The 12337-nt window shown below is 46.4% G+C and carries 19 protein-coding genes; 17 read left to right on the top strand and 2 right to left on the bottom strand.

The features are described 5' to 3' along the window. Positions 1 to 222: 222 nt before the first annotated feature. Positions 223 to 456, bottom strand: coding sequence for a hypothetical protein (locus ACWPOD_RS20670; protein ID WP_272165570.1), 234 nt, complete (start codon positions 454 to 456; stop codon positions 223 to 225). A 138-nt stretch (positions 457 to 594) separates the two neighbouring features. Here ACWPOD_RS20670 and ACWPOD_RS20665 point away from each other — a divergent pair, with 138 nt between their 5' ends. The 15 genes from ACWPOD_RS20665 (at position 595) to ACWPOD_RS20595 (ending at position 7676) form a co-directional block, all read left to right on the top strand. Continuing rightward, entirely contained in the window at positions 595 to 1026 is a 432-nt protein-coding gene (locus ACWPOD_RS20665) for a hypothetical protein (protein ID WP_395206156.1), read from the top strand. Continuing rightward, positions 1001 to 1303: a helix-turn-helix domain-containing protein gene (locus ACWPOD_RS20660; protein WP_017634072.1), complete on the top strand. Its 303-nt coding sequence runs from the start codon at positions 1001 to 1003 to the stop codon at positions 1301 to 1303. The genes ACWPOD_RS20665 and ACWPOD_RS20660 overlap by 26 nt, the downstream gene beginning before the upstream one ends. Positions 1304 to 1306: 3 nt before the next feature. Beyond that, the gene (locus tag ACWPOD_RS20655) at positions 1307 to 1840 is read left to right on the top strand and encodes a single-stranded DNA-binding protein (protein ID WP_456232179.1); all 534 of its coding nucleotides are present in this window, start codon (positions 1307 to 1309) and stop codon (positions 1838 to 1840) included. A 243-nt stretch (positions 1841 to 2083) separates the two neighbouring features. Then, a complete protein-coding gene (locus tag ACWPOD_RS20650) occupies positions 2084 to 2548 on the top strand; it encodes a hypothetical protein (protein ID WP_301950230.1) in 465 nt (154 codons plus the stop codon). 2 nt (positions 2549 to 2550) lie between these two features. Continuing rightward, positions 2551 to 3279 carry a VRR-NUC domain-containing protein gene (locus tag ACWPOD_RS20645; RefSeq protein WP_456232178.1) on the top strand — a complete coding sequence of 243 codons (729 nt, stop codon included), beginning with the start codon at positions 2551 to 2553 and terminating at the stop codon, positions 3277 to 3279. A gap of 26 nt (positions 3280 to 3305) precedes the next feature. Next, a complete protein-coding gene (locus tag ACWPOD_RS20640; protein ID WP_456232177.1) occupies positions 3306 to 4004 on the top strand; it encodes a hypothetical protein in 699 nt (232 codons plus the stop codon). A 366-nt stretch (positions 4005 to 4370) separates the two neighbouring features. Then, positions 4371 to 4694 carry an HU family DNA-binding protein gene (locus tag ACWPOD_RS20635; RefSeq protein ID WP_272165575.1) on the top strand — a complete coding sequence of 108 codons (324 nt, stop codon included), beginning with the start codon at positions 4371 to 4373 and terminating at the stop codon, positions 4692 to 4694. Then, positions 4694 to 4990, top strand: coding sequence for an HU family DNA-binding protein (locus tag ACWPOD_RS20630; protein ID WP_054866444.1), 297 nt, complete (start codon positions 4694 to 4696; stop codon positions 4988 to 4990). Before ACWPOD_RS20635 ends, ACWPOD_RS20630 begins: the two co-directional genes overlap by 1 nt. Further along, positions 4983 to 5225 (top strand): hypothetical protein, encoded by a 243-nt coding sequence (locus ACWPOD_RS20625; RefSeq protein WP_158174344.1) that lies wholly within the window; start codon positions 4983 to 4985, stop codon positions 5223 to 5225. The genes ACWPOD_RS20630 and ACWPOD_RS20625 overlap by 8 nt, the downstream gene beginning before the upstream one ends. Then, entirely contained in the window at positions 5203 to 5385 is a 183-nt protein-coding gene (locus ACWPOD_RS20620; RefSeq protein WP_456232176.1) for a hypothetical protein, read from the top strand. The genes ACWPOD_RS20625 and ACWPOD_RS20620 overlap by 23 nt, the downstream gene beginning before the upstream one ends. After that, positions 5386 to 5841, top strand: a complete 456-nt coding sequence (locus ACWPOD_RS20615; RefSeq protein ID WP_456232183.1) for a DNA N-6-adenine-methyltransferase — start codon at positions 5386 to 5388, stop codon at positions 5839 to 5841. Between the two features lie 14 nt (positions 5842 to 5855). Continuing rightward, positions 5856 to 6071 (top strand): hypothetical protein, encoded by a 216-nt coding sequence (locus ACWPOD_RS20610; RefSeq protein ID WP_456232175.1) that lies wholly within the window; start codon positions 5856 to 5858, stop codon positions 6069 to 6071. Positions 6072 to 6319: 248 nt separating this feature from the next. Continuing rightward, positions 6320 to 6580 (top strand): hypothetical protein, encoded by a 261-nt coding sequence (locus ACWPOD_RS20605; RefSeq protein WP_456232174.1) that lies wholly within the window; start codon positions 6320 to 6322, stop codon positions 6578 to 6580. A 488-nt stretch (positions 6581 to 7068) separates the two neighbouring features. Next, positions 7069 to 7323: an AbrB/MazE/SpoVT family DNA-binding domain-containing protein gene (locus ACWPOD_RS20600; protein WP_456232173.1), complete on the top strand. Its 255-nt coding sequence runs from the start codon at positions 7069 to 7071 to the stop codon at positions 7321 to 7323. Continuing rightward, the gene (locus ACWPOD_RS20595; RefSeq protein ID WP_033905408.1) at positions 7323 to 7676 is read left to right on the top strand and encodes a type II toxin-antitoxin system PemK/MazF family toxin; all 354 of its coding nucleotides are present in this window, start codon (positions 7323 to 7325) and stop codon (positions 7674 to 7676) included. The genes ACWPOD_RS20600 and ACWPOD_RS20595 overlap by 1 nt, the downstream gene beginning before the upstream one ends. A 991-nt stretch (positions 7677 to 8667) precedes the next feature. On the opposite strand, the gene ACWPOD_RS20590 is transcribed toward ACWPOD_RS20595, so the two are convergent. After that, a complete protein-coding gene (locus tag ACWPOD_RS20590; protein WP_456232172.1) occupies positions 8668 to 9063 on the bottom strand; it encodes a hypothetical protein in 396 nt (131 codons plus the stop codon). Positions 9064 to 9367: 304 nt separating this feature from the next. Between ACWPOD_RS20590 and ACWPOD_RS20585 the strand changes: the two genes are divergently transcribed. Continuing rightward, positions 9368 to 10762, top strand: coding sequence for a hypothetical protein (locus ACWPOD_RS20585; protein ID WP_456232171.1), 1395 nt, complete (start codon positions 9368 to 9370; stop codon positions 10760 to 10762). Beyond that, complete coding sequence (locus ACWPOD_RS20580) at positions 10755 to 12251, top strand: terminase (protein WP_282150500.1); 1497 nt, start codon at positions 10755 to 10757, stop codon at positions 12249 to 12251. Before ACWPOD_RS20585 ends, ACWPOD_RS20580 begins: the two co-directional genes overlap by 8 nt. Positions 12252 to 12337: the final 86 nt, after the last annotated feature.

Raw genomic sequence — 12337 nt, 5'->3', positions numbered from 1 at the left:
TTATAAAGCGACAGTATTTTTTTGGTATAGTTGGTTTTTGTTATTTATTTTGCTGGTGGGTGTTGTTATAAATTCCGAATGTAAAGTGTTCGCTCTATGAGTTCGCGCTTTTTTGTGCCTTAAATTCTTGAACGTTCGGATTAAGTGTTGAGGCGAAAAAAAAAGCTTCGAGTTTCCTCGAAGCTTTCCATTACTCTTATCCCGATAGCTAAACGTATCCGTCTATGCGAGGTGGATTTTATCATCATCCACTTTGAAAAGAGAAGTGTTTAACTTGCTAAGTAGCTTGTCTACTGGGGTTTTCCACATTTTACACAATTCATTTAGGTTGTTCTGACCGCTCTTAATTGCATTGGCCAAAGCGAAATCTAAGACGCTGTTCGAGGTGTTGGTCATGTACTCTTTAACGTCTGCTTGGATTTGGTCGTGAACTTTTTTGCTGTTGTTTACTGACATTTGCTGATTCCTCATATGAGTATGTTTGCCTGTTTGCTGAAAACAAAAATACATCGTTTCGGTTTTTGTATCAATACTTTTTGCAATGTTTTTATTGTGGATATATATTTCATGTAAATTGATGTGTTCGGAATAGAAATGGATAACGAAATTTCAGACATTAAGCGATCTCAACTGGAACAGCGACAAAGAGAGCGGGATGAAAGATCGCCGTCAATCCTGGACACATTCGAGGGCATTGAGCTTACGGACGAACGCGAAGCTCTGGCGAACCGGTTACAAGACGCCGATGTGACATTGGACGACAAGCCGGATCGCTGCCCGACTTGCAATGGCACTGGTTACACCAAGTCGTTATTTAGCAAGTGGGAGTGCTGTAGCTGTTTTGGAACTGGTTACGACCTTTCCGATCCGGTTGCCGTTATCAAGTGGCAAAAGCTCTGCCTCGATTGGTCAAAGAATCGGTTACATGAATATCGCGTTGCATTGATTAAGGCGACTACAACCGAGGAAGAACGATTAGCAAGTGAAGTGGAGAGCTTCTATGAAAATGCGAGATGCAAAGACTAAACAGGCCGCTCGAATACAATCGCTTGAATATCGACAGCAACGTGCAGCGCGAATCAAGCGAGCGAGACGGCATGCAGATTTAACCATACTCGAAATGAGCAGGTTAATTGGGTTATCACCAGACACTTATCGAAAAATCGAGAATGGCGAAGTGAACCCAAGGGTGCAAAACCTAGAACTGATAGCGGTCTACACAAGTACAGACGTGGGTTATTTGTTCTTTGGTGATGCGATTTCTAACAGAGACGAAGCGGTAAAGAGAGATACCGGAGAATAACGAATGGCTTCAAGAGGCATTAACAAGGTCATTCTGGTTGGTAACTTGGGGTCAGATCCCGAAATCCGATACCTACCAAATGGCGGCGCAGTAGCGAATATCACGGTCGCTACATCCGAAACACGGCGCGATAAAGCGTCAGGCGAGAACCGAGAAAAAACCGAGTGGCATCGCGTTGTGTTGTTCGGCAAGTTGGCCGAAGTGGCGGGAGAGTTCCTACACAAAGGCTCACAAGTTTACATCGAGGGTCAATTACAGACTCGCAAATGGAAAGACCAGCAAGGCCAAGACCGTTACAGCACTGAGGTAGTGGTTCAAGGCTTCAATGGTGTGGTGCAAATGCTAGGTGGCAATAACCGTGCTGGTGGCCAACAACAGCAAGGCGGTTGGGGTCAACCACAACAGCCACAGCAACAGCAGGGTGGTTGGGGTCAGCCTCAACAGCAGTACAACGAGCCACCAATGGACTTTGACGATGAAATACCGTTCCAGAACGAATTTCGTCACTACAAGATGTTGAGTTACGTGGCGGCTTAAGACGATGAGCAAACAAAACGTAGCGTTAGCAAACCAAAACGACTTACTGATTGTACTACGTCGAATGACCACTAAAGCGCTTGTGGGAACTAGGTTCTTTTAAAATTAAAGGCATATAAGTAAGCCTCGCTCTTTGAGCGGGGCTTTTTTGTTATTGGTTTCAAGTTTGTTTGGTTTTGTAATTTGGGTTATTATTGTCTTGATAATTGTTTGTTCGGAATATTTTTAGTTATTGAGCTGCTTGTGGCTAACGTTAACGACTCCAATATCATTTCCCGTCTGTTATCTATTCCTGAGTGTTATCAGCTCGATTTCTTTGTTCGCAGTGCGCCAGCTATCCAAGATGATTCAACCTATTGGGACGTGCTTGGAACGTTATGGAAAGCGCAAGGCTCGCACCAACATCAATATGTTTGGTCGTCCTTGTTTACGTGTCCGAGACGCAACAAGCACAAGGTTATGAAGTCGTCAGAGCGCAAGGCGTTCGCCAAGCTACCCAAGGTGATCACCGCCTACCGCGCTATCAATGACGAATCCGAAATAGAAACCGCACTTTGTTGGACGCTATCTGAGGACATTGCTAAGCGTGTTTTCTCGCAAGGTGGCTGCCGCAAAGTGGTATCTAAGCAATTCACCAAGGATGAAGTGTTTGCCTATTTCAACCGCCGTAAGGAGCAAGAGATTTTAGTAACGCAAGGGCTTATCTAGTTATGGCCAAGGCACCACGATTCGATCACTCTTTTCTCGCAAACCAAGTCGCTAAGCGCAAGAAGTGGAAAAGCAAAGGCGTGAAAGCTGGCCACGGTGGCGACTTCAATATCGATGCAGCACTTAACGAGATTAACCGTTCTGTTAATCACATCATCAATCCGGTATCGATAAGCGTCCCTAATACTGCGCTGGTGGACAAGTCCGAGCTACCAGCTTGGCTAATTCGTATTCTTGAGAAAGACAATGACGTTGCGCGCGCTGCGACACAGAAGAAAGTTGAACTGGATTCACCACACAAAACGCGCCTTGCACAAGGGATTAAGCGCCCGAAAGAGTTTAACGACACGAAGCTGGCCGAACACTGGTTACAGGTTCGTTTGTTCTACACGCTAGAGACGCAGTACAAGGACATTTACCCGCTGGTTTTCTCAATCCCGAACGGCGGCTACCGAACACCTAAAGCGGCCTCGATGATGAGTTATGAGGGACAAAAGAAAGGTGTACCGGACATATTCTTTCCTATCCCGAGAGGGGTATATCACGGCTTCTTTTTGGAGGTGAAAATGGAAAAAGGCCGTCCAAGCAAGGAGCAACAGGAAAAGATAAAAATGTTCCAAGAATTAGGGTATTACGTGGTTGTAGCCAAGGGATTTGATGAGTGCATTTATCAAATTAATAGCTATCTTCAATTGCCAACATTTGATAACAAAACTAGACTAGCCGCATAAGTACATTAAAAGGGCTTAAATTTCTCATGTTAGCGAGTGAATACCACAACATTGGCCAAAAGCCAGTTAACTTAGATGTGTTGGATGCAACAAAGGTAGTTCGTAACTTTCTATGTGATTACCTTTACTACGACAAGCTATTGCTAAGCTATGCACCCGCTGGGGAATTTGGTAGCGCTCAAGCGTATCGTTGGCTTACTGGTGGTCACATTTGTGATTACGATGGTACTGGCGACACGATTGCACCGAGAGAGAAGATCAACTATCGAGTCATTAGAATGCTGTTCGATGCTGGTCTAATCAAAGTGAAAACCAATATCCGAACACCACATACTCGCTGCGTTATCTTTGAATGGACTCGAGACATTAAGAAATATCGTCGTGAAATCCTCCGTACTAAAATCTTTGGCGAGAATGTTTATCTCACTAGCGCAATGATTGATGCTACAGCGGCGCAATATGGCCTGACCGTGGCGTTTGTTGGTGCGCGAGGTGTCTTTGAGATATTAGATGGTAATGGCAACTCAATCCCGAATGGCAAAGCCAAGAACACCTACATATTCATGAATAGTGTTGGTGAGCCAGTAGGCCGATTACGTGATATGTCCTATTGGGAATGGGAACAATACTTATACGACACAGCAACACGCGCCAAACTGCGCAAAACCCCTCTCAAAGTTCGTGATGGCATGCGCAGCCACTTTTCGGAGTTCAAACGGGCTTAATTAAATCCTTGATCATCTTTCCACAAATACCGCCTATCTGGGCGGTGTTTTTTTGTATTGAAAACAGAAATTGTGTTCGGAATATTTACGGCGTGTTCGGAATGGTTATAATCGTTTCATGGCAGGACGTAAACCCAAGAAAAACGCCTTAACACCTCAACAGCGCTGGAATCGTCATCTGGAAAAAATGGCTAAGTTTGACATTAAACGCCAATACTACCGCGCCAGCGCGACACAACGAGAGCAAATAAGGCGACTCCAAATCGAACTTGGCTGTAGTAGTCGAGAGGAATTGGTTCTATACGCCATCAATCTTCTAGGCCAACAGCACGGAATTTTTCTGAAAGATATACAAGAGGACTTAGCGTGTCTAAACAACAAGCCGTCGGAAAGTACGAAATCATCTCAGCAATGAAGAAAGAAACGGGCGCATTACGTGAAGAATGCGAGCTGGTTTTTGATGCCTTTATAGAAGAAATCTCAACTCAAACCATGATTGAGGGCAATGCTGTATTGCTTAGTGGCTTCGGTACGTTCGCGCCTCGCCTTAAGAAAGCGCGAGCTGGCCGTAATCCAAAAACGGGAGCACCAGCGATTGTAGCTGCGCGAGACAAGCTAACTTTTAGTGCGTCGGATGTATTCCGCGATGAGCTGGCAAACAAGGTAAACGAGATCAAGGGGGCACATTAATGAGCACACGCTTAAACCGAACTGACATTGAAAGAAATATTTCGAAACGCCTTGGCCTAAAGCTTACTGGTGATGATGCAGAGCTGGTGGGCGATTGTTTGGACGCAATGATCAATCACATTCAGGTTGAGATAGCGAAAGGCCGTGAGGTGCAAATTAGAGGCTTTGGCCGTTTCCGTCACATAGAGCGTGAACGCACAACCATTAATCCGGCGACGAAAGAGCGCTTAGGTGTCAAAACCGAGCACAGCGTTTTGTTCTCTGCTTACAAGGACATGGTAAGAATCCATGAATGATAGCAAGGCAATTGGGCTACGTGTCTTTATCGGCTCCGTTCGGCTACTGGCCATAACCATTGTGTTAGCGCTGGTGGCTTTAATTGGTATTGGCACATACAGCTTTTATGGGTTGGTGGTCTATCCAAAGATAGAGCGAGTGAATATTGATTTGGACGCAGAGCGCATCGAGCGCATTACTGTAGCGGCCAAGAGTGGGGAGAAGTCAGAGAATGGCGCACCTAGTCAAAAGTAAGACCGTCGAGGGCGCAAAGAATAAATGGGCGACTCGTTGGGACTGCTTCTTTGATGCTCAATTCCTTTTTCGACGTGATACCGGAAAAGAGTTTGTTTTAGACGTGGCCGCCGAGCCACAAACCGCCAAGGTGAACCGCTTCTATGTGGCTCCTGATTAGATTAACGAACAGCCGAGCGGATTCCCAAGCCTTAAGCCAAAACACAAGGCAGCTCAGCTCCTAAACCCTGTTTGTGTTGGGTTCGATGGCCTACAAGGCAAATGGGAAGATGGCTGGTGGTGCAATCCCCCGTTTGACCTTAAGTTTGAGTTTTTGGAAAAGGCGCTAGAACAAGCCAGGAAAGGTCGTGACGGTATGATGCTGTTGCCGCATGAAGAACTGACAACGTGGTGGCTGGACTTGGTTGAGGGCTACGCCACGATGATTTACAAGCCGGATGGTCGCTACCCGTTCTATGAGACGGATGGACACACCAAAAAGCAAGGCGTGAACTTCGGCAGGGCCTTAGTGCTCTTTACCGAGAAAGGTCTGCAAACACCATCCATGCGCTTTAACCGTAAGGTAGGCAGAACGCACCTTACTGGTATCTACGAGCAAATCGCTAAAGTGGCTTAAGGGAGTGAGCCACTATGAGCATTCAATATCAGGGGCAATCAATGAGTGTGTACCGTCTCGCTCAGTTAACTGGTTATCCAATGACTTCCCTTTATCGCGCGTATCACAAAGGACTACTTACTGGCCGAGGCTACCAAACACCTAGTGACCTACCAAGGCAAGGTTATGAGCGCAAGACAGCTATGCGCCGCCACCGATACCAGCTACCGCCGAGTGCTAAGACGCCTTAAGGCTAGCGTACCCGCTGAAAAGGCCGTTAAGGACAACGTAGACTGCTGAGGAAAGAACTGCGCCTCCAAACTATCCCCTAGTGAAGTCCTACGCATCTATGAGCTGTTATTCACTAAGCAGGTATGCCAACACACGTTAGCCGAGGAATATGGCGTACACCAGTCCACCATTAGCGATATTTGGCGACATAAGCGTTGGGGGTGGCTTACCGCTCCGCTTCGATACCAGTTAGAGGGAAAGGCAAGCAGTGAGTAAATCAAGGGTCTATGCGTTCACGCTTAAGGTGAAGAAAGCGCGCCTAGTGACGGTGCTTAGATTCAAACACCAATGGTTAGCCTATATGGCCATCAAGCATCTGAAACAACGATTCTGGTTAGCTGACCTACAGTTTAGGCAAATCACACCTCTTAACGCGCTCTGGTACTTCTTTTTGATAAAGATTGGCTACTACGAAACACTCAAAAAAGCCACCAGCAAAAGTCGACAGAAACAATCTATAAATGGGTAAAAAATCACAAAATGAAATTCAAACCAATATTGTTATGTGTTCGGAATGAAATTAATATACCACTCCATAGGACAGTGACGGATACGACTTCCTATACGGTGCGCTTGTTTAATAAGGTTGTGCAAGCGTTGTAGGGTAAAACCTACAGGCTCCCAAAGAGGGCAAAGGGTTGATCTTCGAAAGAGGGTCAGCCCTTTGTTCTTTCTATCCCCTACCCAAGAACGCCTATGAGAGTAGGCACTATGAGAAAAGTCCACGAATTGTTCTGGTATCGCAAACACGATCGCATCCTTAAGCGAGAATTGGCCAAGGATAAGCTGTACACCAAAGAGCTGGATAACGCCCTACGCAAGATGATTCACGAGATAAATAATCACTTAAGTAAACTGAAAGTAGTGTTGGCTAGGTGATTATAACAAAGTTGACACTTTGAGTCAAAGGTATACAATATTATTGTTATAACAACGTACTAACATGAGAGGTGGATTATGCGTACTCAAGTGCGAAAAATAGGGAATAGCCTCGGTAACATCATCCCTGCTGCCCTTATCAAGCAATTAGGGCTAGCGGAGGGGGCGGATATTGAGGTTAAAGCTGATGGTGGCAAGATAATCATTGAGCCAATCAAGCGCCCAAAAAAACGCTTTCCATTTAGCGAAAAAGAACTATTGAAAGGTTTAGATGCACATACGGCACACGCCGATGAGCTGGCAATAGTTTCAGGCAAGGAGTTAGGTGAATAATGGCGCAGTTTATTCCTAAACGAAACGATATTATCTGGCTCGACTTTGAGCCAACAAAGGGAAAGGAAATTGGCAAGTACCGTCCTGCGCTAGTGCTTTCCAGCAAAGAATATAACCAACAAACAGGATTACTCATTTGCTGCCCTATTAGCACCAGTATTCGCGGCCAAGCAACGGAAGTTCCCGTAAATAACCTAGATAAACCTTGTGTGGTTGCTTCTAGCTTAATCCAAACCCTGTCTTGGAAAGATCGCAAAGCAAAGAAGATTGCCACCGCTGAAAGTGGGGTTATGGAGGATGTTTTACTTCGCCTTATACCGCTAATCGGTGCAGACTCCTTGTTTGATGGATAACGTGTGCTTTGACTAGTGCTGATGGATAAAAAAAACACTTGAACTACACATTCCGAATGGATAACTTTATTTATACGCGAGTTACATTAGTTGCCATTGTGACGACCGTGTTTTCCTTTAAAATCTTAGACAGCTGATCTTAAGCGCCCTTGGTTATACCATCGGCGCTTTTTTTGTTGATTTTTCAAGGTAAGTATCAATATAATTGCCCTGTTTCGTGTTGAAGTGTAAAGCTTCGGCAAGTGATTCAAAGTAGGTTTGCAAAAGAGAGTCAAAGAGCTAGTAGAGATACTGGCTCTTTTTTTGTTTTCAGTATGTGTCGCGTTTCAACCTATTGAAAAGCCGTTTTCGGTGTCCTATATTTAGCTTGATCGCAAGAAATGGACGTGGGTAACTCCAGATTATAGATGGCGAAGCCATTGGTTATTGAAATTACCTGTTATTGACAACTCCAATAAATCAAAAGGCCACGGTAAAACGTGGCCTTTTTTTATTTCAAAAACGTCACTTTTAATGATCCTGTTCGGAATGAGAAAGGCCGCTAAAATACATGCTACCGAGAAGATGAACGCGCATGTGATTCGCTGGTGGCTTCCCGAGGCGAACAGATTCAAACAATACCTATCAAACGAGGTAAAAATCGGCACTGGTTGGCGGTTTAGCACATCCCCAAGCCAATGCGAGATACAACCGCATCCAAATCCACACAGAATCGCACCTAGAATCGTGCTGGTGGCCTTTAACGCCTCAATGAGTACGAATTTATCTCCTAATGCCAAATGATAGCCATAGGCCGTTACAGCGAGCCATAGCGAAAGGATGTGGGTGTAAGTTCGGTGTGGGATTCTCTCAAACTCAAGCTAGTCCGGTGCGCTCGAACCGCTTGAGCAACCAAGAAATGCCAGGATTGAATGCAGTGGTGTAGCGTCTGCCATTAAGGCGAGAGGAACGGGAGCAAAGCACAGTGCTCCCCAAGCGTGTCCGGTTCGGTTCATTCAGCTTCGCATCGAGCGCAATACGCATAGACGATGGCGCTCATCGCAATGGTGCGATTACGGTAGTTGGTGGCCAATTTCTCGAACGTCTTTGCCACTTGTGGGTCAACCCAAGGGCTAATTTGGCGTGTGCCTACAAGGTCGCCCTCTGTCACCTCGGGGTGTTTCTCTGGTAGCTGATTCGGGGCGGTATTGTTGATGGCCAATTGATATAGGTCGGTCAGGGTAATGCCGTTCTGTTCACACTGTTCGCATGCTTTGGCGTGAGCAAGGCGAGAAATGCGCGCTTGGAGCAGTGCTAAACCCTTTTCCCGCTGGCGAGTTCTGAACATGGCTTGGCGTGCTTTGGTTTTGGCTTTGTGTCTGAATTTGATGCGCTCGGGTGCTTTCAAGGGGTGTTCCTTTCGTCACGTAGCGCGTTGTCTTGGGTATGGGGGAAAGGTGGCTAGTGAGATAACGCAGCCAATTACTATATCGTGCCGCAGAATCAATTGAACAAAAATAGCGTTACTCACTAGCTGGCCATGATTATATGCAAAAAACCGTTACTGTAAATGCCGCTTAGTGTCGTATTAGGTTTTTTTTTAAAACAATATTGACAATTAAGTAATTGTTTTATCTGGATTCGTTCGTGTTGTAATTGACTTTATAAACTCTATATTATTCCGAACGTAACCAAATAGGTGGGGTTTAACCGTGTCCGGCAAGATTGACTATCAGGCTCACCAACAGCAGTTTTGGGAGCAGTTAGAGAAGCAGCCGACTTTGACGCTGGCCGAGTATTGCAAAGCCAACGGACTAAAGTACGGCACTGCTAAACGATATATAAAACGGCCAGCCAGAAAGGGCGGTAAGTTCCAACCGTCCATCATGCCAAAAATCAAAGCGAAAAAGACCAGTCAGGGCAATGACTGGCATTCCCTATTGAAAGAATTTCTGGTGCGTGGCGCTCAAAATCCAACGCTCACAATGGCCGCTTTTGCGAAAGATAAAGGGGTGAACGGTGCGACATTGCGCCGTCAGTTCAATTCCATGCGATCGCTACCCGAGTTCGATCGATTATTTGATCTTTACGATGAGCAAGTAGCGAAATTCCAAGAAGCGAAGAACGACAAGAAGAAAAAAAGGGCTGATAAATCAAAGTCCAAGCAAGCGGGGGCAACTGCGCAAGCGCAAAGTGCGCAAGACGATCGCGCGAAAACAGGGGGTATTGGATCACTGCGCAAACCACGATCAATTGAGGGAATTTCGCAGTATTCCAGTGCGCAAGTTGGTCGCCCAATCATCCACGGTGGCTATGCTCGTAGTGCGGGTATTACTGGCGAAATCATGGATATTCTCATGGATACCGATCCGCTTTCGGTTTGCAACGAACTGATTATTGCCCGTTCGCAGTATTACCGAATGAATGAGACGTTAGCTAAACGCCTTAAAGAGATCGATGAAATGGAAGAAAGCGGAGACATTCCGCTCGATGACGAAAACCAGCCAGTAGACATAAACGCCATGCGTGACCGTCTCATCTTTGGCTATGGCACCAGATTGCGTGAACTGGAATTGAGTATTTCCACGATGGCTAAGCAAGAGGCCAAACGCTATATCGATTTGCGTAAACAGGAATACGCTGAATTGATGATGCCGCACCTGCTACCAGCAGAAGAAACTAACCTAGTCATTGAAATGCTTTCTCTGCGTACAAAGAACAACTGGACAGCCTTAGAGACGTGCCAACAAATCGAGAAGTTAGGCGCACGTCCACCAGCAACGCTATTGCATGAAGCTAAGGTAGAACTAGCGAACCTAGAGCCAGAAGTAGACGACACTGGTATCAGTGAGCAAGAGCTGGATGAACTATTTGATGATTACACGTTAGAACAGCTTGAACAGGAAGATAGCTGGCTACCAGCACGTAAAGAAGAAATTCACCAACGAATCAAAGAAGCCGAAGACCTAGAGAACGGCATCGAACCTACCCTATCCCCATCCCAAATACAGAACGAAGCCGCTAAAGAGCAAGCCTATGATGCCCTCGATGACGAGGAAGTATCAGGGTTTGACGACCTAGATAGCTTCGAGGTACTTGGTGGCTAAACGAATAAAGAGCGTAACACAAGATCCCCGTTACCCTGCCCTAGTTAAGCGGTATCGCTATGACTGGAAACGCCTCGCGGTTGAGTTAGTCGGTAAGAAACCGAGCTGGCAACAACGCAAAATCATTGATAGTGCTCAGCGTGTTGGTGCGCGAACGACTGTCAGCTCTGGCCACGGTACGGGTAAGTCAGATATGACCAGTATCATGATCATTGCTTTCATGCTCTGCTTTCCCAATGCGCGTGTTGTGCTGGTGGCGAACAACGCGAGACAGGTACAAATCGGTGTGTGGAAGTACCTAAAATCCAACTGGAACACGCTCTTACAAAAGCACGGTTGGTTACAGCAATACTTCACCATTACCGAGACAGCCTTTTTTGAAAACTCAGCAAAAGGTATCTGGCAAACCAGTGCTAAATCGTGCCGTATTGGTAACGAGGAAGCGCTGGCTGGTGAACACGCTAAACACTTGTTTGTTATTGTCGATGAGGCGTCAGGCGTCTCTGACAAGGCTTTTGGTGTGTTAGCGGGCGCATTGACCGAGAAAGATAATCGCATGCTGTTATTGAGCCAGCCAACGCGCCCTAGCGGCTATTTCTACGATACTCATCACCGATTAGCCGAGCCTAGTGGTCGATGGCGAGCCATCCGGCTTAACTCCGAGGAATCGCCGTTCGTAACCGTGGAATTTATCCTCGATAAGCGATTGGAGTATGGCGGTCGAGAGGCACCGGAATACCTGATTAAAGTACGTGGGGAGTTCCCGAGCTCCATTGCTGGCATGCTGCTTAGTCGGGATGCACTGGATAAAAGCGCAAGGCTCAACCTCGAAATGCCCGATGGTTGGGGTTGGGCTGCGCTGGTGGACGTGGGTAATGGTCGAGATAGATCGATACTCAATATCTGCAAGGTTTGGGGTCGGCGCATGGAGCGCATTGTTAAGAACGTGAAGCTACTTGAACAGCCAAGCACGGTCGATCCGGTTCGGTTTGCTGACATTATTCATGCAGAGTGTAGTGAGGACTTGTACCCAAACATCACGATAGCAGTGGATAGTGACGGTGTAGGTTATGACACGGCGACTTGCTTAGAACGCTACGGACGGCGCGTACAGCGCATTCGTTGGGGTAAAAAGATGCACTCCACCAGCGATAAGCAGCGTTTCTTTAACCAACGTGCCTATGCGAACGTTATGGCGCGGGATTCTATCAACCAAGGCCGGATGCAGATAGATAAGAACGTTAAGACCGCCGAGCAAGGCAGTAAAATACCTTGTGCAATCAATGAGTCAGGCCAATGGGTAATGATGCCTAAGCCAGTCATGAAAGAGAAATTGAATATACCCTCTCCCGACCGTTGGGATACCTATTGTTTCTCTCAGCTGGTGGACTACGTACCGCACGAAATGGAAGTGACTGAGAACATGCTAGAGTCACGCAGCTCTGTAGAACAATGGGTACTGGAAGCGCTGGATTCCGATGAGGAGTAATTTCCGTTGGTGACAACAAAAATAAGAAAAGTCGGCGATACATCATATATCGCCGCCTGATCACCAATTTAAGCGGAACAACAACC

The organism is Vibrio sp. JZG120 (genome assembly GCF_053890955.1).
Note: the sequence above shows the minus strand (reverse complement) of the source record. Positions and strands in the feature narration are given on the sequence as shown.